18 protein-coding genes are annotated in these 20,925 nt (G+C 67.7%); 3 read left to right on the top strand and 15 right to left on the bottom strand.

Going from position 1 to position 20,925, the window contains the following annotated elements; translation table 11 throughout:
- Window positions 1-89 precede the first annotated feature (89 nt).
- The 13 genes from ACWDXS_RS18170 to ACWDXS_RS18110 form a co-directional block, all read right to left on the bottom strand.
- Window positions 90-1,094: an alpha/beta hydrolase gene (locus ACWDXS_RS18170; RefSeq protein ID WP_378989495.1), complete on the bottom strand. Its 1,005-nt coding sequence runs from the start codon at window positions 1,092-1,094 to the stop codon at window positions 90-92.
- A 298-nt stretch (window positions 1,095-1,392) separates the two neighbouring features.
- A complete protein-coding gene (locus tag ACWDXS_RS18165) occupies window positions 1,393-2,454 on the bottom strand; it encodes an alpha/beta hydrolase (protein WP_378989494.1) in 1,062 nt (353 codons plus the stop codon).
- 301 nt (window positions 2,455-2,755) lie between these two features.
- Window positions 2,756-3,826 carry an alpha/beta hydrolase gene (locus ACWDXS_RS18160; protein WP_378637999.1) on the bottom strand — a complete coding sequence of 357 codons (1,071 nt, stop codon included), beginning with the start codon at window positions 3,824-3,826 and terminating at the stop codon, window positions 2,756-2,758.
- 233 nt (window positions 3,827-4,059) lie between these two features.
- Entirely contained in the window at window positions 4,060-5,955 is a 1,896-nt protein-coding gene (gene zomB / locus ACWDXS_RS18155; RefSeq protein ID WP_379312829.1) for a flagellar motor control protein ZomB, read from the bottom strand.
- A gap of 4 nt (window positions 5,956-5,959) precedes the next feature.
- Window positions 5,960-6,892, bottom strand: coding sequence for a decaprenyl-phosphate phosphoribosyltransferase (locus ACWDXS_RS18150; protein WP_378989492.1), 933 nt, complete (start codon window positions 6,890-6,892; stop codon window positions 5,960-5,962).
- Between the two features lie 26 nt (window positions 6,893-6,918).
- The gene (locus ACWDXS_RS18145) at window positions 6,919-7,431 is read right to left on the bottom strand and encodes a phosphatase PAP2 family protein (protein ID WP_364403367.1); all 513 of its coding nucleotides are present in this window, start codon (window positions 7,429-7,431) and stop codon (window positions 6,919-6,921) included.
- A 74-nt stretch (window positions 7,432-7,505) separates the two neighbouring features.
- The gene (locus ACWDXS_RS18140; RefSeq protein WP_449967027.1) at window positions 7,506-9,416 is read right to left on the bottom strand and encodes a glycosyltransferase; all 1,911 of its coding nucleotides are present in this window, start codon (window positions 9,414-9,416) and stop codon (window positions 7,506-7,508) included.
- Window positions 9,417-9,424: 8 nt separating this feature from the next.
- Window positions 9,425-10,663 carry a UDP-galactopyranose mutase gene (gene glf, locus ACWDXS_RS18135; RefSeq protein ID WP_378989491.1) on the bottom strand — a complete coding sequence of 413 codons (1,239 nt, stop codon included), beginning with the start codon at window positions 10,661-10,663 and terminating at the stop codon, window positions 9,425-9,427.
- A gap of 206 nt (window positions 10,664-10,869) precedes the next feature.
- On the bottom strand, window positions 10,870-11,523 hold the full coding sequence (locus tag ACWDXS_RS18130) for a hypothetical protein (RefSeq protein WP_387445967.1): 654 nt from the start codon (window positions 11,521-11,523) through the stop codon (window positions 10,870-10,872).
- 92 nt (window positions 11,524-11,615) lie between these two features.
- On the bottom strand, window positions 11,616-12,161 hold the full coding sequence (locus ACWDXS_RS18125; RefSeq protein WP_449966941.1) for a hypothetical protein: 546 nt from the start codon (window positions 12,159-12,161) through the stop codon (window positions 11,616-11,618).
- Window positions 12,162-12,240: 79 nt separating this feature from the next.
- The gene (locus ACWDXS_RS18120; protein ID WP_378989488.1) at window positions 12,241-12,651 is read right to left on the bottom strand and encodes a hypothetical protein; all 411 of its coding nucleotides are present in this window, start codon (window positions 12,649-12,651) and stop codon (window positions 12,241-12,243) included.
- A gap of 111 nt (window positions 12,652-12,762) precedes the next feature.
- Window positions 12,763-13,521, bottom strand: coding sequence for a MerR family transcriptional regulator (locus ACWDXS_RS18115; protein ID WP_449966938.1), 759 nt, complete (start codon window positions 13,519-13,521; stop codon window positions 12,763-12,765).
- A 55-nt stretch (window positions 13,522-13,576) separates the two neighbouring features.
- Window positions 13,577-14,287 (bottom strand): SDR family NAD(P)-dependent oxidoreductase, encoded by a 711-nt coding sequence (locus ACWDXS_RS18110; RefSeq protein WP_387445969.1) that lies wholly within the window; start codon window positions 14,285-14,287, stop codon window positions 13,577-13,579.
- Window positions 14,288-14,390: 103 nt separating this feature from the next.
- On the opposite strand from ACWDXS_RS18110, the gene ACWDXS_RS18105 reads away from it, so the two are divergent.
- Entirely contained in the window at window positions 14,391-15,017 is a 627-nt protein-coding gene (locus ACWDXS_RS18105; RefSeq protein WP_378989485.1) for a TetR/AcrR family transcriptional regulator, read from the top strand.
- Between the two features lie 12 nt (window positions 15,018-15,029).
- Here ACWDXS_RS18105 and ACWDXS_RS18100 read toward each other — a convergent pair whose 3' ends face one another.
- The gene (locus ACWDXS_RS18100; RefSeq protein ID WP_449966934.1) at window positions 15,030-16,046 is read right to left on the bottom strand and encodes an EamA family transporter; all 1,017 of its coding nucleotides are present in this window, start codon (window positions 16,044-16,046) and stop codon (window positions 15,030-15,032) included.
- 103 nt (window positions 16,047-16,149) lie between these two features.
- Between ACWDXS_RS18100 and ACWDXS_RS18095 the strand changes: the two genes are divergently transcribed.
- Window positions 16,150-16,650 (top strand): MarR family winged helix-turn-helix transcriptional regulator, encoded by a 501-nt coding sequence (locus tag ACWDXS_RS18095; RefSeq protein WP_378989483.1) that lies wholly within the window; start codon window positions 16,150-16,152, stop codon window positions 16,648-16,650.
- A gap of 23 nt (window positions 16,651-16,673) precedes the next feature.
- Here the strand turns inward: ACWDXS_RS18095 and ACWDXS_RS18090 are convergent, their stop codons facing one another.
- A complete protein-coding gene (locus ACWDXS_RS18090; RefSeq protein ID WP_449966931.1) occupies window positions 16,674-18,212 on the bottom strand; it encodes a SpoIID/LytB domain-containing protein in 1,539 nt (512 codons plus the stop codon).
- Between the two features lie 216 nt (window positions 18,213-18,428).
- On the opposite strand from ACWDXS_RS18090, the gene ACWDXS_RS18085 reads away from it, so the two are divergent.
- The gene (locus ACWDXS_RS18085) at window positions 18,429-20,879 is read left to right on the top strand and encodes an N-acetylmuramoyl-L-alanine amidase (protein WP_449966928.1); all 2,451 of its coding nucleotides are present in this window, start codon (window positions 18,429-18,431) and stop codon (window positions 20,877-20,879) included.
- The last annotated feature ends 46 nt before the right edge of the window (window positions 20,880-20,925 follow it).

Below are 20,925 nucleotides of genomic sequence, written 5' to 3'. Positions count from 1 at the left end.
GGGGAGGACACGCGAGCCGCGTGCGCAGCAAAAAGACCGGCTCACCCTGGGGGTGAGCCGGTCTTCGAGTTGTTGCTGAGCGGAAACTACTAGGCGCCCAGTGCATTCAGGATGTGCGGACGCGCCTTCCACAGCTCGTCTTCCCAGTACTTCCACGAGTGGGTACCGGCGGCACCGACGTCGTAGACGGCGTTGATGCCGAGGGTGTTGAGGCGACGCTGGAACGCGAGCGTGCTCACGAACGAGATGGCCTCGATGCCCATCGCGTTGGCGGTGTTGTAGGCACCGCCGAGGCCGGCCGGCTTGTCGTGCTGGGCGGGCAGGCCGTTGGCCGAGGAGATGAACAGCGGCAGGCCGCGCAGCTCGGGGGCGAACACCATCGGGTCCATCCGCAGCCACGCCGAGCTCCACGGCGCGGCCATGGCGTCGACGTTGAAACGGCCCGCGTCGAGCATCATCACGCGGATGGCCTCACGCATGCCGGGGGCACCCCAGTTCAGCGGGCCCGAGAGCGAGGACGCGTGCTTGAACTGATCGCGGTTCAGCGCGGCGAGGCGCAGCGCGGCCGGACCCGACATCGACAGGCCGAGCACCGCGTTGTTCGAGCGGGACACGCCGTAGCCCTCGAGGAAGGCCGGGAGCTCTTCGGTCAGGAAGGTCTCCCACTTGTAGGTGGTCTTCTGGCCGTTGGTGTTGCTGGCGGCGGTCCAGTCGGCGTACCAGCTGGACTGGCCACCGACCGGCATCACCAGGGTGACGTTGTCGTTGCTGAACTGCTGCATCGCGTTGGTCTCGAACGACCAGGCGTTGCGGTCGTCACGGGCGCGAAGGCCGTCGAGCAGGTAGAGCGCGGCGTTGCCGCCGTTGCGCGCCCACTGCACCTGGACCTTCACCGGGCCCATCTTCGAGGGCACCATGAGTTCTTCGTAGCCACCGGCCGGTGCGCGCAACACGGGTGCCGACACCGATGGTGCGGCAAGCGCGGTCGGGGCCGCTCCCGCGGCGATCGGCAGCACAAGGGCTGCAGCGCCGACAGCTAGAATTCGATTACGCCAACCACGAGATGCCGGCGCGACGGCCTTGCCGAAACGCATGTGAATTCCGCTCTCTTTCTGCTGTTATGGCATGCCAGCCTCGTCTGCCGTCCTCGACGCGGCCCCGACAGCCCGGTCGATCAGACGGATGAAACAACGATCTGGTCACACTTACGCTCGCTGGAGGATATTCCACGCACGAATTAACTGCAAGGCCAACAGAAGTCGGCTGTGAAATGCCCGTATGGGCGGCGTGTCGGGCTGGGCCGATCAACCCTGGTAGACGGACGTGGCGAGGGGTCAGCGGGAGAAAAGAAACGCCCGGCGCAGTTATGCGCCGGGCGTTTCCGGAGATCGGCTAGCCGATGTTGTTCGACAAATCCGGGATCATCCGCAGTGCTTCGTCATTCCAGTTGTTCCAGGCGTGGATGCCGAAGGCCGGGAAAGAGTAGGTGACGTTACGGGCGCCCAGCGTCGCCATCCTGACTTCGAAAGCCTTGGTGTTGGCCAGCGCCAAGGCTTCCAGCGCCATCCCGTTGACGGTGCCCATGTTCGGGCCGTCGGTACTCGTCGGCAAGCCTGAGCCGGCCGCTATCCACAGCCGGGTGTTGTTGCCCACCAGGTTGGGGGCGAACACGAACGGGTCCATCCGCAGCCACTGTGGGCCCCACGGCGGTGCCATGGAGTCCACGTTGTAGCCGCCCGCGTCGAGCATCGCGAGCCGGATGGCCTCGCGCATGCCGGGGGCCGAGATGTTCAGGTACCCCGAATACGCACCGGCGAAGGAGAATTGGTCCGGGTGGTAGGCGGCCAGCGTCAGCGCGGCCGAGCCGCCCATCGACAGGCCGAACACGCCGTTGCGGAAGCGGTTGAAGCCGAGGCGGTCGGCGAGCGCGTTGCGCAGATCGCCGGTGAGGAACGATTCCCACTGATAGCGGTAGCTCTTGCCCGGTCCACCGGCCAGCGCGTTGCCCGCGCCGGAACCCGACGACGGCGCACCGTTGCCCGCGATACCGAAGAAATCGCTCGGCGCGTTCCAGTCGGCGTAGAAGCTCGACATGCCGCCGACGGGCATCACCACATTGATATTCGCCGCGGCGAGCGCGTTGGGGATATCGGTTTCGATCTCCCAGCCGTTGAGCGTCTCCGGTGCGCGCATGCCGTCGAGGACGTAGACGACACGGTTGGTATTGCCGTCGGCGGCGCGCAGCACGCGCGACTTGATCGGACCCATCCCGGAATCGACCCAGAAATCGAAGGCGTTGCCGTTGAAGCCGGCCGAGGCGGGGGCGATTCCTCCGGTGACGGCCGTCGCGATCGGAACGAGCAGAGCCATGGATACGCCCGCGGCCCAGCGCCGAGCCCACGAACCAGGGGCTGCGGTCTTCACGGGCCTACGCTTGCGGCGCAGTGTTCGCATTCGACTAGACCTTTCTCGCAGACCGAACGCGCAAATCCCGAGCTACGCAGTCGGATCCCTCATCGGACGTCGAGAGAAACCAATCCAGGGCAAAACGGACGATTCAACCTCGACGCATGCTCACTGTGTATAAATCGGTGACGAATGGTCTACATGTTGCTGGAAAGTGACCCAGAGCACAACTCCCGGTGATCTGTCGCACATGATTCGTCACCGCCTGTGGCTCGGATCGTGACGAAAACGAAGAAAACCGCCCGGCGCTGACGAGGCACCGGGCGGTTTTCGGGTGGAGCTGGAGTGACTAGCCGATGTTCGCGGACAGGTCCGGGATCATGCGGTTGACTTCGGTCTCCCAGTTGCGCCAGTTGTGCACGCCGGTGATCGGGAAGTCGAAGTGGGCGTTGCCGCCACCGAGGGTGGCCATCCGGACCTGGAACGCGCGGCTGTTCACCATCGCGAGCAGTTCCAGCGGGACGCCCTGGACGATCTCCATCGGGTTGGACACGTCACCGGCGCCGGGGATACCGCTGGCCGCGGAGACCCAGATGCGGGTGCCGTTGCCGACCAGGCGCGGGGCGAAGACGAACGGGTCCATGTGGAACCACTGCTGGCCCCACGGCGGCGCCATCGCGTCGATGTTGAACGCGCCCGCCGAGACCATCGCCACGCGCATGGCTTCACGCATACCGGGTGCCGAGATGTTCAGGTACCCGGAGAACGAGCCCGCGAAGCTGAACTGGTCGGGGTGGTAGGCGGCCAGCGTCAGCGCGGCGGAGCCACCCATCGACAGACCGAACACGCCGTTGTTGTTGGGGTTGAAGCCCAAGCGCGCCGACAGCGCGTTGCGCAGGTGGCTCGTGAGGAAGGTTTCCCACTTGTAGGTGTTCTTCTTGCCCGCCACCTGGGTGGGCGCGACCGACGAACCGGTCATCGCCGAACCGGTCGCCGCCGAACCGGTGGAGCTACCACCCGAACCGGCGTCGAGGCCGAAGAAGCTGCTCGGCGCGTTCCAGTCGGCATAGAAGCTGGACTGGCCACCGACCGGCATCACGACGTTGATGTTGGCGTCCATCAGCGCGCGGGCGACATTGGTGTCTTTCTCCCAGCCGCTGAGGTCGTCGCCCGCACGCATACCGTCGAGCGCGTACACGACCCGATTGGTGTTGCCATCGGCCGCGCGGAAGATCCGCGACTTGATCGGGCCCATCTCCGAGTCGACCCAGAAGTCGAAACCTGTGGGATCGAAGGCCGCCGTCGCGGTGCCGGTGGGACCGGCCACAGCCGCACCGATCGGCAGCACTACAGCCAGGGAGAGAAGCACCGATCGTTTGAGCCAGCCGGCTCCCCGGGCTCTGAGACGTCCGCCACGCATTCTGTTATGGGCCTTTCCTCATGCGGTTCGCGCGGAACCGCGGTTGCAATGACCGCCGACTAGTTACCGGCACACCAGTGCGCCGACGGGCCGTTCCTCCAGTGACCATATCGCTACATACATAGCTTGGCGTTACCGAAAAGTGATTTAGCGGCGAACACCACTAAATAAGGCCTGGCCAGCCGGTGTGTGTCATAGGTCGACGGGTATCGATACCGACCGGCCGGGCCTGTTCAGCGTGGGGGCTCGGGGAAAGGATCAACCAGCCCACAACGCTGGATCTCGTACTTGGGCACCCGGTCGATCCGGTATTTCGAGAAGGCGAGGGCATTGCGGAAGTTGTGCTTGAACCGGTCCAGGGTGAGCGGTTCGCGCACAGAGATCATCAGCGCCTGGGTCTGCGGGCACGACATCGCCGTGCGCGCCTGGGTAACCCATTTCTCGTCCATGTACCAGGGCATCCACGGGTGGATGTCGACCATGCCCGAGTCCGCCACGACCCAGTCCGGCAGCAGGCTCTTGTCGTGGCCGATGCGGCCGTCGGCGAGCCGGTCCGAGTGCGCGGCCAGCGGGTAGGCCAGGCCCATCGGGTCGATCACGCGGACATCCAGCGGCACGTTCATGCTCGTCATGCCCAGGTTCAGGAAGTAGACCGTGTGCCCGGAACCCTCCTCGGGGATCGGCTCCGGCGGCGGGTCGAGGTACCAGAACGTGAACGCGGGCGAGTTCAGCAGCAGGCCGCCCTTGGGGTTGGCGGCGATGTCGTTGACCATGGCCCGCATACGCGGGTAGTCGAGGTAGTCCTCGGCCAGGATCGGGTGGTCGCGGCCGGTGTTGAGGACGTAGTAGATGCGCTCGTCGACGATGCCCGACGAGCGGATCTTCGTGCCGGTCGTGATCGCCGTCGTGTTCGACGCGTACAGCGACCAGCCCGCGGTGCCGAGCAGCGCGATCAACAGCAGTCCGACAGACCAGTCGCTGCGCCGCGATCGCACCGGAATCGGGACCACGGCCACCGGCAACAGCAGCAGGAACAGCTGGGTGAGCAGCATCCGCCCGTGCATGAAGTCGCCGCCGACGCGCACCGCGTACACGGTGAGCAGCAGACCGCTGCCGAGCACCATCACCACGACCGCGCTCGGCGAACGCAGCCACGCACGCAGGCCAGCGACCGAGAACTGCGGCAGCGCGAAGCCGCGCGCGACCCCCGCCACCACACCGGCGATCAGCAGCACGAGCAGCGGAATCCACAGGTAGTACGGACCGACGAGGTCCCACAGGTAGATGGCGCCCTGCCCCCATTTGGCCCCGCCCGCGTCCTTGGCGACCGCGGTGTTCGGGTAGGGCAGGCCGTAGTAGCCCATTCGCCAGATCTGGTACCCCACCGGCACGATCCCGGCGACGAACACGATCAGCGCCCGCAGCGCGATCGGCCCGAACCGGAACGCGGGCATCGGCGCCAGGAAGATCATCCCGAGCGCGAGCACGCCGATCAGTGTGGCCTCGGGACGAACCAGCGGCGCGAGCCCGGCCAGGAACACCAGGCCCAACAGGCTCGGCACGCGGACGACGGCGGCCTGACTCCAGCGGATCATCAACCACCACAGCAGCCCGACCCAGCAGATCACCAGGCCGCTCTCCAGCCCGGAGGTCGCGTAGTCACGCGCGGGCGGCAGCGCGATGTAAACCAGCACACCGGCCGGGATCAGCAACTGACCGCTGGTTCCGCCCCACAGCCGCGCGGTGCCGAGCATCGCGAACACCACCGCGAGCACCGAGACCACCAGCGCCACCCCCAGCACCACGTACTCGAGGCGGGCCTGGGTGAGCCAGGAGAAGAACCAGACCAGGTAGGTCCACGCGGTGCTGGTGTTCGCCTCGACCCGCTCGTCGGCATTGAAGACCGGGCCGTTGCCCGCGAGCAGGTTGCGGACCGTGCGCAGCACGATCAGGCCGTCATCGGCGATCCAGCGCCGCTGCCACGCACCCACCGTGAACAGCGCGGCGGTGATGACCACCCCACCGACGAAGATGGCGCGGGACAGAACCGAGGAACGCGCGTCAGGACGCGGCGACTCGTCGTCGCGTAGCTGCTCGTCTTCGGTTGAATCCTGCTCCGCTACCAACATCTCGTCAGGTGAGATAGACAGCGACACCTACCGCTCCGATCCAGGCAATAGCGAGGAACTGCAGGATGCGGTCCCCCAACGCGATCTCTTCGGGTTCACCGGCCTCGCCACCATCGACGTCGACCGCGTAACGCAGGATTGCGATGGTAAACGGGATCATCGAGATCGAGTACCACTGGGTGTCTCGAGCCGAGTCCTGCTGGAAGGCCCAGAGGCCGTAGAAGACCACGACCGCGGTGGCCGCGAGCGTCCAGATGAAGCGCAGGTAGGTCGGGGTGTAGTACTCGAGCGACTTGCGGATCTTGGCGCCGGTGTCGAGCGCGATCGCCAGTTCGGCGTACCGCTTGCCCGCGGCCATGAACAGCGAGCCGAACGCCATGATCAGCAGGAACCACTGCGACAGCGCGATTCCGGCCGCCGCGCCACCGGCGACGGCGCGCAGCAGGAAGCCCGAGGACACGATGCAGATATCGAGCACGGCCTGGTGCTTGAGCCCGAGGCAGTAGGCCAGCTGGATGCCGATGTAGATCGCCATCACCACGGCCAGGTGCCACGATGCCAGGAACGAACCGGCGATCGAACCGATCAGCAGCACCGCCGACAGCGCGTAAGCCAGGTTGACAGGAACGACGCCCGCCGCGATCGGCCGGAACCGCTTGGTCGGGTGCGCCCGGTCGGCGTCGACGTCGAGCGAGTCGTTGACCAGGTAGATGCCCGAGGCCGCCATGCAGAACACGATGAACGCGATCGCGACATGCACGAGCACGCCCGCGTCGCCCACCGCTTCCGGCCCGACGGCGAGCGGTGCGGCGAGCACCAGGACGTTCTTGACCCACTGACGTGGGCGCATGGCCTTGATGACACCACCGAGCAGCGTCTTCGGCGGGCCCTTCACAGCACCCTCGTCAAGGACGGCGGCGGACGGTTCTTCGCTCATCTGGGCCAAAGTTCTTTCAGTTGCGGTCACTGTCGGAGTCTCTTTTCGGCGGCTAGCACGGCAGCAGCCGACGCGGCCCCCAAAGCGGAACCGGCGATCACGTCGGAAGGGTAATGCACCCCGAGTACAACTCGGGACAGCAGCATCGGTGGGACGATCACCGCTGGCAAGGGTAGCCCGGTCAGCCGCCCGAGCAACACCGCCGCGGCCGTGGTGGACGTGGCGTGCGAGGACGGGAAGCTCAGTTTGCTCGGCGTCGACACGTTGACCTGCACCGACGGATCGTTGGGGCGCGGGCGGCGAACGATCCGCTTGATCACGATGGACGCGGCGTGCGCGCCGACCGCGCCGACCGCGACACCGGCCCACTGGCGGCGGCGCGGCTTGTCGACCAGCCAGCCCGCGGCGGCGATGCCGACCCAGCCGAGCGCGTGCTCGCCGAAGTGCGACATGCCGCGCGCGGCGGAGACGACGGCCGGGTTGCTGCCGATGGTGCCCTGCACGGCGTTGAGGATCGCGACCTCGACCGGGACCTCCACGTAGTCGCCGCTGCAATCGCAGCCGCCGCAGCAGCCTTCCTCGGCCAGCTCGAGCTCGGGCAGTTCGGTGTCGGTCACTTCGCGGTTCCGTTCAGGCCGAAGGTCTTCTCCCACGCCGCCGTGCTGGTGAGCTCGGCGTGCGCGGCCCGGTAGCGCTGCTGCATCTCCGGGAAGCGGGCGGTGAGTTCCTTGCGCAGGCGCATGGCTTCCTTGAGCAGGTCGCGGGCCTGGCGCGGGTCGCGCTTGCGGTAGACGACGCCGCGGCCGTCAGCGGTGGTCACGGTGACGCCGTCGACCTGCGAGAGCAGGTACCAGCGCGCGTCCAGCGTCGGCACGTTGAGCTGCGGCGTCTCGTAGGCGGCCGGATCGGCCTTGCGGAAGTTGTGCACCACGCCCTTGGCCAGGCGCGCGACCTTGGCGATGGGGTTGCCCGGTTCGCCGACCGCACCGACGCCGTGGCGGTTGGCCAGCGGCAGTTCGGTGGACGAGGGCACGACCACGGCGTCCGGGAACTCCTTGCGCATGCCGTGGATCTTGCCCAGCGCGGTGGGGAGCAGGTCGAACAGACCCTCGGGACCGGCCAGGAAGTCGCGGATCGCCTCGTTCTGGACGGCGACCGTGGAGTACTCCAGGCACAGCAGGTGCTTGAGGGTGGCCTTGATCGTGTTCACGATCATCGGCTTGCCGTCGCCGGGCAGGTGCAGGGACGCGACCACGAGGCGGTTGCGCAGGTGGAAGTAGGCCTGCCAGTCGATGGCGTCGTCCTTGTCGGACCAGGCCATGTGCCAGACCGCCGCACCCGGCAGGGTGATGGTCGGGTAGCCGGCTTCGCGGGCGCGCAGGCCGTACTCGACGTCGTCCCACTTGAGGAACAGCGGCAGCGGCTGACCGATCTGTTCGGCGACCTGACGCGGGATCACACAGGTCCACCAGCCGTTGAAGTCGACGTCGATGCGCCGGTGCAGCAGCTTGGAGTTGTCGCGGTCCTTGAGCGGGTACTTCGAGAAGTCGTGGTCGTATTCGACATTCGGCGCCGAGGACCACATGAAGATCCCGCGGTCGACGACCTCGCCCATGCTGTGCAGGTGCGAACGCTCCTGCAGGTTCAGCATCTGCCCGCCGACCAGCAGCGGCGACTTCGCGAACCGGGAGAACGCGAGGGCACGCAGGATGGAGTCGGGCTCGATCTCGATGTCGTCGTCCATGTAGACGATGTACTCGGCGTCGGTCTTGAGCGCCTCGTACATGACCCGGCTGTATCCGCCGGAACCACCGAGGTTGGGCTGATCACAGATCGAGAGCCGGTCGCCGAGGGTCGCGGCGGCTTCGGTGAAGCCGGGCTCGTCGACCACCTTGCGGTTGCCCTGGTCCGCGACGATCACCGCGGCGATGTTGCCGAGCACCAACGGATCCGAGCCGAGCGCGCCGAGCGTCTTGACCAGGTCGGTGGGGCGGTTGAAGGTGGGCATGCCGACCGCGATCGAGCCGGTGCCCGCCGCTTCCTGCGGTGCGTACCAACCGCCGGACAGCAGCGTGACGGCCGTGTCGGTGGTGATGTCGAACCAGATCCAGCCGCCGTCTTCGAACGGGCCCAGATCGGTTTCGAATTCCACGACCACCGAGTCCGCGCCTTGTGCGACGGCGAACTCCTTGCCCTGCACGTGAATTCGCGAACCGTCGGCCTTGGACCGGTAGACGTCGGCGCGGCCGTGCCCGGCCAGTTCCAGGCGAAGGACCACCGACTTCAGCACGCTCCAGCGACGCCAGTAGCTGGCGGGCAGCGCGTTGAAGTAGGTGCAGAACGACACCTCCGACTCCGCGCCGATCGACAGCGCGGTGCGGCTGGTGGCGTGCGCGCGACGGGCGTTGGTGGTGGACTCCTCCAGGTAGAGGGTCCGCACGTCGAGGGGCTCACCCGGCCGCGGCAGGATGACCCGCTGCAGCAGCGAGATGGCGCGAGTTTCGGTGGTCACGTCTTCGAGCATGGCTTTCGTCACGCCTCGTCCACCAATGCCGCGCCGGATTCCAGGTGCGGACGCAGCACGTTCTCGAACATGCTCAGCGCCGAACCGATCGCCATGTGCATGTCCAGGTACTGGTAGGTCCCCAGACGGCCGCCGAACAGCACCTTCTTCTCGGCGGTCTCCTGCTTGGCCCGCTCGCGGTAGGCCAGCAGCTTGGCGCGGTCCTCGGGGGTGTTGATCGGGTAGTACGGCTCGTCACCGGTCTGCGCGAAGCGGGAGAACTCGCGCATGATGACCGTCTTGTCGGTCGGGTAGTCGCGCTCGGGGTGGAAGTGGCGCGGCTCGATGATGCGGGTGAACGGGACGTCGGCGTCGTTGTAGTTCATGACGCTGGTGCCCTGGTAGTCGCCGGTCTCGAGGACTTCGGTCTCGAAGTCGATGGTGCGCCAGCCCAATTCGCCCTCGGCGTAGTCGAAGTAGTGGTCCAGCGGGCCGGTGTAGACGACGGGTGCTTCCGGGTTCGCCGCGACGATCTCGTCACGCACGTCGAACCAGTCGGTGTTCACCCTGACCTCGATGAGGTCGGAGGCGGCCATGTTCTCCAGCCACTTCGTGTAGCCGTTCTTGGGCAGACCCTCGTAGGTGTCGTTGAAGTAGCGGTTGTCGAAGGTGTAGCGCACCGGCAGGCGGGTGATGTTGCCCGCGGGCAGTTCCTTCGGGTCGGTCTGCCACTGCTTGGCGGTGTAGTCGCGGATGAATGCCTCGTAGAGCGGGCGGCCGATCAACGAGATCGCCTTCTCCTCGAGGTTCTGCGCGTCGGCGGATTCGACCTCGGCGGCCTGCTCGGCGATGAGCTTGCGAGCCTCTTCCGGGGTGAAGTAGCGGCCGAAGAACTGCGAGATCATGCCGAGGCCCATCGGCAGCGGGTACGCCTGACCCTTGTGCAGCCCGAACACCCGGTGCTGGTACCCGGTGAACTCGGTGAACTGGGTGACGTAGTCCCAGACCTTCTTGTTGGACGTGTGGAACAGGTGGGCGCCGTACTTGTGGATCTCGATACCGGTTTCCGGTTCGGGTTCGGAGTAGGCGTTGCCACCCAGGTGGTAGCGGCGGTCGATCACCAATACCCGCTTGCCCAGCACGTTCGCTGCACGCTCGGCGACGGTCAGCCCGAAGAAACCGGAGCCGACCACGATCAGGTCGTACTGGTTTGCCGGGGCATTGGAATCTGCGTTGACGGAGTTACCCGAGGACGATGCGGCGGTCACGGGTGCCCAGCGTATCGGAAGACCACCGTTTGTCCCGGCGGAGTCTCCGACCACGCCTTGACCAGGGCCGATCCATCCTTCAGGAAGGCGCCGGCCCAGCAGACCGGGTCAGTACCCCTGAAACGGGTATCCGCCGGGTCACTCGGCCCGTACCCAGCGACCGGTGGACGGCGCGGCGGCCGGAACCGAGCCGCCGGCGCCGACCGTCAGTACTGCGGGTATTGCTGATAACCGCCCGGCCGCCCTGCCCGGATCCAGCGGCCCGTGGACGGCGCGGCCGCCAGAACCAGGATCAGCAGGGGGATGATGCTGGTGATTATCCCGACGACCAGGGTGACCGCCGGCTCTTCCGACCCGGTCGAGATGGCCGCTACGATCGATATCGCGCTGAAGACCAGGGCAAGCGTGGACAGCAGGATGAGGATCACCCGGCCCGCGGTCTTGCGGCGGAACAGCAGAATCGCGCCGAGCAACCACAGCAGGCCCACCGCGGCACCGATCAGCAGGCTGACGGTCGCCGCGGATCGAACCTCGTCCCCGGCGGCACTTCCGGTGTTCTCGCCGAACAGGATCGCCGCGGCGATACCGAGGCCGGCCAGTGCGAGTAGTGACAGCAGCAGTGAGATGACCGCGGCGGTGATCGCCGTGCCGCCGCCCGCTCGCGGCTCACCGTAGCCCGGGGCGTACGGATAGGGCGCGGCGCCGTAAGCCGGTGCGCCATAACCGTTTTGGACGGGTGCGCCGTAGGGTTGCGGATAGCCCGGCTGACCGCCGTACGGGTCGGGTCCGTAACCGGGTTGCGCATACCCCTGCCCCGCGTACGGGTCATGGCCCTGCTGTGGACCGTACGGATACCCCATCGTGTTCCCCCTCCTGGCGAGCTGTCCCTGAAGCCGCTAACTCGTTTCCCGGCCTCGCAGCACCCCTCCACGGCAATGCTGACCTGCTGAAACTATACGTTCGGTCCGACAACATCGTCCGGGCGAGCGAGTGTGTAGGCCGCGGTCCACGGCAGTGCCGCGGACAACAGCACGAGCCCACCGAACAGCGCGCCCGAAAGTGCCGCCGCCCAACTGTGATTCACGATCGCCGTCACCGCGCCGGGTACCCCGCCGAGGCCGGTCGCAATCGAGCGGATGACGGGTTCGTCGGCGAACCAGTGGATTCCGTACCCGGAGTCGTAGTTCACGAGCGCGGCGAGCAGGCCGAGCGCCCCGAGGGCGAGCTGTGCGCCGGCGGCGACCACGATCACCCAGCGCCCGGTGTCGTCCCTGCGCGCCAGCAGCAGGCCGCCGTAAGCGAACGCGAACATCGACACCAGCCCGCCGAGCGTGGCGAACAGCGTGAGCGAGTCGTCGAGTTCGCCCGGATCGCTCAGGAACGACCGCACGAGAACCACCGCACCCACCAGATTCGCCGCGGCGGCGATCCCCGCGAGGCACCCGGCGACGATCGCCGCCACCTCACCGCTCTTCGACTTCGTCTCCAGCACGACCATCCCCCGACCGTAGCGCCATCAGCCGCGACGTACCGAGTTCGAGAAGCACGCGCGTCGAGCCGACCGCCACCGCTACGCCCTATCGCGTGATGGTCCAGCGCCGCGTCGGCTCACTCAGGCTGAGCGCGAGGATCACCACGTTGAGCGCCAGCCACGCGTCCAGCGGCCCGAACCGCCAGCCGTGACCGGCCCCGTTGAGCACGACGACCAGCAACGTCGCCCCCGCCATCACCGCGGCCATGGTGAGCAGCATTCGCCTGCCGAGCATCCGCCGACGCAACAGCAGCACCGCCCCGAGCAGATACACCACCCCGAGCCCGCCGACGATCCCCGCGCCCACGTAGTCGAGGTCGATCTCGCGCCCGAGCACCCGGAGTACGGCGGTCGCCGTGCCGACGAAGATTCCCGCCGCGCCGACCAGCACCCCGAGCCAGCCCGCGATCAGCGCGGTCACCGCACGCGAAGGCCGCTCCGGCCGCACCTGTTCCACCACTGCCCCCGCTATTTCTCGACGTCGCCGTCAGTTATACGGCGCGACGCCCGATCGAGCACGGTGTGGGCGATTGTCACCTCACTACCCGATCGTGCGCCCGTCAACCGCTCAGGCGGGATGAGCTGCGACGTAAGCCCGGAAGGCTTCGAGGATGTACTCGGCCACGCCCTGGCCGTGCACGTCGTAGTTGCCCCGGAAGCGAGGGTCGGCGACGTACATTTCGCCGAGGCCGAGCAGGTATTCGTTCGATACCGCCTTGCCCTGCGTACCGACGCCGAGCCAGGCGCGATGCCGGGTGACGATCGCCTGGACGTCGTCGCCTTCCACGGGAAGTCCTGCGGTGAAGGCCTTTCCGAAGTCGGTGGCGATGTCGAGCTGGGTCTGCTGGAAGCCCTTCTTCTCGGCCTCGGTCAGCGAACGCCACCAGCGATCGCCGCTCTCGTAGGCCTCCTTACCCCAGCGCTCGGTGACTTCGTCCTTGTACTGCGTGTGGTCGAAACCATCGAAAACCTCTGCGGCCATGAGTGGTTCACCTCTTTCTGTCTTGTGCAGAGTGGTCGACACCGATTCGATCTGTCGCGCCACCCGATCCTGCTGCTGCCGAAGCAGTGCCAGATGGGTGCGCAGCGCACCGGCGGTGTCCTGTTCCCCGGCGAGGACCTCGGCGATCACGGGAAGGCCGAGGCCGAGTTCGCGCAGCAGCAGAATTCGCTGCAGCCGAACAAGAGAGGTCTGGTCGTAGTAGCGATAGCCGTTGGCCCCGATCCGGCTCGGCTCCAACAGCCCGAGCTGCCCGTAGTGGCGCAACGTACGACTGGTGGTTCCCGCGGCCTTCGCGAGGTCCTGAATGGCCCATTCACCCACCATGACCTGCTCCTTTCTCGTCGGTACCTCCACTGTGCAAGTTGACGCTACGTCAATGTCAAGAGGCGAAACCGACCTCGACTTCGACCGTGTCGCGCTCGGTGTACATCTGCCACAACCGCGCGCCGAGCTCGGCATTGCCGATCCGCGGCAGCACCAGCCCGGCGGGCACGAGGTCGGGGTTGGCATCGATGACCGACTGGACCGCACTGTTCTCGATGAGCGAGCCGATGGCGAACAGCCCGACATAGACGCCGGTGCCGTCCACTTCGCGTGCCAGCTGCCGCACGTAGGCGCGCTGGGCCCCCAACGCGACCCCGACATTGGCCAGGTAGGGCTGCAAATGCTCCTCGGAGGCGCCGGAGGTGAACAGCAGCGTGCCACTGCCGCGGGCGAGCATCGCGGGCAGCAGGGCGCGGGTGAGCAGGATCGGCGAGTGCACCTTGAGCGCGATCGGCAGGGCCAGGGACGGCAGGTCGACGTCGATGGTCGTGGCGCTGCGCACCGACATATCGGCGGCCGCCGCATGCAGCGCGACGTCGATCGGCCCCAGCTTCTCCTCGACCCGGCCGATCACGTCGAGCACTTGCGCGGGATCGGTGACGTCGGCGATGAACGGTTCGGCGTCGATGCCCTCCGCACGCAGCGCCGCGGCGCGTTCTACCGGGTCGCGTCCGATCACCGCGACCCGAAAACCGTTGCGGCCGAAGTGTCGTGCTGTCCCGGCGCCGAGTCCTGGTCCGTAGCCGAAGATCGCGAGCGTACTCATCAGATACCCCTAAGTTGAGTGTTGGTTCAAGTTATGCCGAACGTAGCACTAAGTTGAACCCATGCTCAAGATATTTCGGACACCGGATTTGTAGGATCAGCGGATGCCCGAGGACAAGCCGTTGCGCAGTGACGCCGAACGCAACCGCGTCGCGCTGGTGACGGCAGCCCGCGAGATCTTCGAAGAACGCGGGCTCGACGCTCCGCTCAAGGACATCGCCGCCCACGCGGGCGTCGCGATCGGTACCCTCTACAACCGCTTCCCCACCCGCGACGCACTGATCGCCGCCGCCGTCGCCGACCGGCTGGAAGCGGGCGGCCGGGTCGCCGAACAGGCACTCGACATCACCGACCCGTGGGAGTCGTTCGTCTTCCTGGTCGAGAAGATCTGCGAACTCCAGGCGTCGGACCGCATTCTCGGCGACCTCGCGCTGCGAAATCCCCCCAGCGCCGCCGTCGAACGCGCACGCGAATACGGCCACAGCCTCATGCGCCGCATCATCGTCCGCGCCCAGCAAGCCGGCGCCCTTCGCCCGGACTGGACCCTCGAGGACATCGCCTTCATCACCTGGTCCCACATCAGCGTTCTCGCCGCCACCAGCACCGTCGCCCCCGACCTCTGGCGACGCAATCTCGCCCTCATCTTCGACGGCCTACGCGCGAAAGCCGCGCACCCCCTGCCGGTTCCGGCCCTCACCGAGGACCAGTTGATGCAGGCGATGCGCGGCTGACCTGATCAGCGTTCAGACCCGAACCGGCGCTGGAATCAGCTTCGGTGCAACAGAATTCACGGCCGACTCGGCATCACCGCGCCGCCCGGCCGGATCCGGCACCGCATCCGCAGGCGAATCCTGTTCTCCCGCTACATCTCCAACGGGGACGCCGACAGACTTGGACGGCATCTGCCCGAAGACGGTAGCCGCTAGCGCGACGCCGAGACCGACGATCTGCAGCGCGGTCAGCGCCTGACCCAGCGCGATCCAGCCGATCACCGCGGCCGACACCGGACTGAGCAGACCGAGGAAGGACACCGAAGTCGCAGGCACCCGTGAGATTCCGCGGACCCACAGCCAGTAGGCCAGCGCGGTGCCGATGATGCCGAGGTACAGGTAGCCGCCGACGGCCTCTCTGTCGAGCGCGGGCGGCGCGCCTTCGATCAGCAGGGCGAGCGGCACGATGAACAGCCCGCCCGCGGTGAGCTGCCACCCGGTCATCGCCAGCGGGCCGACACCGTCGGGACGCCCCCACTTCTTGGTGAGCACGGTTCCCGCGCCCATCGAGGCCGCACCGGCGAGACCGGCGACCACACCGAGGAAATCGAGCTCAGCGCTGCCGCGGAGCACGACCAGCGAGACACCGAACACCCCGACGACACCCGCGATCACCTTGCGCCGCGTCGGCGCTTCGGCCAGCAGCACCGCCGCGAATCCGAGCGCGAACATCGGCGCCACCGCGCCGAGCACCCCGGCGACACCACCCGGCAGCCGGTACGCGGCCAGGAAGAGCAGCGGGAAGAACGCGCCGATATTGAGCACGCCGAGCACCGCGGCCCGACCCAGCCACTTGCCGTGCGGCAGCACCCTGGTGAGCGCGAGCAAGATCAATCCGGCGGGGAGCGCGCGCATGAGCGCCGTGAACAGCGGCCGGTCCGGGGGCAGGAATTCCGTGGTCACCGCGTAGGTGGAGCCCCACACGATCGGGGTGAGAGCCGTGAGCGCGAGGGTGCCCACGTAGCCGGTGGGGCGGGTTGCGGTCGTCATGTTCACTCCTGATTGATAATCTCAACGTTGAAATATCTACCCGCCTAGGTATCTCTGCGTCAAGTAGATGAACGTTAAGAGTTTCAACCGAGAGGAAAAATAGATGCGCGACGCGGTCGACCTGATCACCGAGCACTGGAACATCGAACGCCCGGATGTCGACGTGTCACCGATGGCGATCGTCGGCCGGATCACCCGGCTCTCGCGCGTCCTCGAACAGGATCTGAAACGCTTCTTCGCAGGTCATGGCCTGGAATTCTGGGAGTTCGACGTGCTGGCCACGCTGCGCCGCTCCGGCGGCGAGACCGGCCTCACCGCCGGAGCGCTCAACCGCGCCGCCATGGTCACCTCGGGGGCCATCACCAACCGCATCGACCGCCTGGCCGCGAAGAACCTGGTCCGGCGCGTCCCCTCCCCCGACGATCGGCGCTCGGTCTTCGTGCAGCTCACCGCAGAGGGCCGCGAGCTCGTCGACCGGCTGCTGCCGCTGCATGTGGCCAACGAGCAGCGCCTGCTCTCCGCCCTCGGCGCCACGGACCGCGAGCAGCTCGCCGACCTGTTGCGCACCCTGGCCGTCGCACTGGACGACACAACGCTCGATTGACCCGACCCGTACGTTCGGTCCGTCTACTCCCCGTCGTGCACGCCGGGAACGGCGGGAACGGCGGGAACGGCGGCTGGGCCGTGCGGAACTCCATTGTGCGCGCCGGGTACCGCGGCCGGGCCGTTCAGTGCCCCATCGTGTGCGCCGGGCGCAGCGGGATTCACCGGACCGTGTACCGGCTCGCCCCTGACCTCGGCCTCCGTAGGGAACTGCACTCCCTGGGGGTTGCCCGGTGCAACAGCTTGGGGGACACCGCCTTCCGGCATCTTCAGGGTGGGCCGGCCCGAGGCCGTCGCGGGCAACTGGTCACCCGCGTCCGGGACGAGCTGGAGCAGCGTGGAGAAGTCGACGACCTGCGCGCCGAGCGTCTTCGTCGCGACGATCACACCGTTCGTGTACAGCCGATACGTACCTGCCCGTTGCGGCAACAGCATTTCCGGACCGATCGGCTCGCCTACCGAACTGCCCGCACCGCCGATCCGCCGGTACTCGGTGTCGATCACCGACTCACCCGCCAGTGCCTCGATGGTCAGATCCGGCTGTGCGGGTGTCGCGGGAACCACGGGGGCGGGGGCGGGGGCGGATTCGACGAGTTCGCTGGGTGCCGGTCCGACCTCGAAGGTCTGGATGTCGGCGGGCCTGCCGCCATCCGGCGCCGCCGAGTATTCCGAGCGCAGGATCTGCCCGTCACGCAGCAACACCGTGCCCGTGGTGGCGGCGACGGCTTCGGTACTACGCGAATCCTCCTTCACCGTACCGGGATACGCCTGGCAGTCGGTGGTGTCGCAGGTCTGCGCGTAGGCGTAGCGACTCTCGGCGAGCGCGTAGGAGCGGGCCGCGATCGCCTGTGCGCGTAAGGCTTCGAAGGCGCCCTGGTCTGCCCAGTTGGCCTGCATTTCCGCGGGTAGTACGCCGGCTAGATAGTCGTCGAGGTCCACCTGGTTGACGGTGCGGAAGGACTCGCCCTCGAGCGCCACCCCGAGCGCGCCGCGGTAGGCGGTGCCGCCGCAGAGGGTCAGATGTTCGTCGGCGGGTCTACCCGCACCGGCGCCGACCGGGTAAACGAACGGATCGTCGGTCGCGGCCTGCCACAGAACTTCGCCGTCGCAGCCCGCGGTCACCACCACGCTCGCCCCGCCGTCGGGCAGCGGGGTGAGATGGGCCGCGTCGCCGGGTCCGATCGTGCGACCGGCGACCTGCGCACCGGCGGCGGCGAAGGTGTCGAGGGTGGCGTCGTCCTGCGCCTGGAGCCGGACACCGATCGTTGTGGGGCCGATTTGCCCGAGATCAGCCCCGGGGTAGTAGTGCCCGAGAATCTCCTCGGCCGTCCAGCCCGCCCGCGCGTTGTCGAAAGCCCCGACCTGACTCATGCCGCGACCGTGTCCGGCGCCTGCGGTAGGCGTGATCTGCCCCGGCAGGATCTGCCACAGCCCGATCGCCCCGGCCATCGCCAGCACAGTTCCGCTGACCAGCACCGGCAGCGGCACGGTCCGGATCATCGGCACAGCCCTGCGACGGGTGCCACGGCCGGTACTGCGGGTGATCTTGGTGTCCGCTCTCATACTGCGCTCCCACGGTTTCGCGGTTCGACCGGCGGAGCTCGCGTCGGCATGTCGTCGTCGCCTAGCGGGATCCGAGGGCTACATTCGAGCAATCACATAAGTCTCGAGTTGAGGTTGAGATGTGTGACGTATGTTAACTAGTGTGATGCGTGAGGTTAGAGGAAGCAAGCATCACATGCGCGGAAAAACACGAGCTCGACCCGATAGGAGTCGCACGTGCGATACCGAAAGCCGAAACGTTCCTACGTGCTCCCGGTGGTCACGACCCTTGTTGTCGCCGCACCGATCGGCGCGTTCGCCCTCAGCGACTCGACCGACTACCGCAGCGCGAACGATTCCCAGGTCGCGGCCGTGCCGACGCAGCTGGCCGAGGTCGCGCTGACCACGGCTCCCGACATCACGGTCCCGCTGCGTGACCTGACCGGCCTCGATCTGCCCGACCTGCACCTCTCGGACCTGCGCATGTTGCAGCTGCCGAGCTCGATCCCGATCCCCCCGGGATTGCCGGTGCCCCCGGGCGTGGCGCTGCCCACCGAGATCCACCTGCCGCAGCTGCCGACGAAGCCGCAGCCCACCCCGACGCAGCAGGGCGCGGCGGCACCCGGGGCCGCAACGCCCGCGCGCCCACCGGTCCCGAGCACATCGGTCCCGACCGCGCCGCCGGCGCCACCGGCCGCGACACCGCAAGCCCAACCGCCCGCTCCGGGCGCGCCCGCTCCGGCACCAGGGGGCGCGGCCACCCAGGCCCCAGCGGCTCCTGCCGCGCCGGCCCCGGCCCAAGCACAGGCTGCCCCGGCCGCGCCGGTTCCAGCGCAACCAGCTCCGGGCGCACCCGAAGCTCCCGCCGGGGCCACGCCGACGTCGGCCGCACCGGCGCCCGCCGCCCAGCCTCCGGCGGCGCCCGCGACCGGTGACCCCGTCTCCCAAAGCCGTTCCGGCGGAGCAAAATTCATCGCCGACCCGGAAAATCTCGAACCCGGCACGACCCCCGACACTCCCGCCCTCTCGCCGGGCGCGGTCGGCGCGGACGTCATCGACCAGGTGGGCGCGCAGGTCAAGGAACTCACCCAGGACACCCCGTTCAGCATGGTCGCCGTCACCGCCCGCGACATGGCGAACACCACCACCAAGCTGCGAGCTCGCCAGCTCGACGGCAACTGGGGGCCCTGGTACAACGCCGATCCGGTCGATACCAGGGCCACCGATCAGACCCCGGCCGACGCACCGACCGGCACCGAACCGATCTACGTCGGCGAGACCACCGCGGTGCAGATGCTGGTCACCCGCAAGCCCACCGCGGGCCCGGACCACGACCCGGCCCACCTCACCGAGGCCGCGCTCAAGGCCGTCCTGATCAATCCGGGGCGGGCCGCGATCGATGCCGCGCTCAACGATGTCGCCGCGGCGCTGCCCGGTGGCGGACCGAAGGTCATCACCCGCGCGCAGTGGGGTGCCGACGAGTCGATCCGCTGCGAGGAACCCACCTACGACGACGGCGTCGGCGGCATCACCGTGCACCACACGGCCGGTCGCAACGACTACAGCCGCTCCGAGTCCGCGGGCATCGTCCGCGCGATCTACGCCTATCACGCCGAGACGCTCGGCTGGTGCGACGTCGGCTACAACGCCTTGGTCGACCAGTACGGCCAGATCTTCGAGGGCCGCTACGGCGGCCTCGACCGCGCGGTCCAGGGCGCGCACGCGGGCGGTTTCAACGAGAACACCGCGGGTGTGGCGCTGATGGGCAACTACGAGAACGAGGAGCCGAGCAACGAGGCGATCAACGCGATCGGCAAGTTCATCGGCTGGCGGGCCAAGCTCGCCGGGATCGATCCCAAGGGCACGACCACGATGTACTCCGAGGGCACCGAGTTCACGCCCTACGCCCAGGACGAAGCGGTCGATCTGCCGGTGGTGTTCGCGCACCGCGATGTCGGCAACACCGACTGCCCCGGTGACGCCGCCTACGCGCTGATGGATCGCATCCGCGGAATCGCGGCGGGCAATTCCGGCACCTACACCTCGCCCCCGACGGTGAACCGCCCGCCGAGCCAGCAAGCCCGTGCGCCGCAGGGCAATATGGCCGAACTGGGCGCGATGGTGGACAAGTTCCTCGGCCTGTCCGTCGACAACGCGATCGCCAAGCACTGGGTGGCCAAGGGCGGGGTCGACGGTCCGCTCGGCGCACCGCAATCGGACCTGATCTCGGGCGCGCAGGGCCGTCAGTACGCGAAGTTCGCCCACGGTTTCGTCTATTCGGGCGAGGGCGGTCAGGTATTCGAGGTGGTCGGCGCGATTCTCGACAAGTATCTGAGCCTGGGCGCCGATTCGGGCGTCCTCGGCCTGCCGACCGCGAGTTCCTACCTCGTCCCGAACGGTCTACGCACCGACTTCCAGCACGGTTCGCTGGTGCTCAACGAGCTCACGGGCATCGTCACGACGTTCTGGAAGACCTACGACGAGACCTACAAGCAGGAAATGAACGGTCCGCCGAAGCCGGGTCAGGCGCCTACCGCCCCGACGCTCGGACTGGCGGTGCCTGCCCCGGCTCCGGCCGACCCGCAAGTCCCCGCCGAACCGCAGGCCCCACCTGCGTCCGCTGAACAGATCCCCCTCGAGCAGGTTCCGGCAGACCCGCCGGCTCCCGAACCCGCCCCGATCGGCTAACCCCCGGTCACGGCGAAGAACGGCCGGTGCACCCTCCGAGCGAGGG

It is taken from the genome of Nocardia sp. NPDC003183, assembly GCF_053590715.1.
This window is presented reverse-complemented; position numbering and strand designations above follow the sequence as displayed.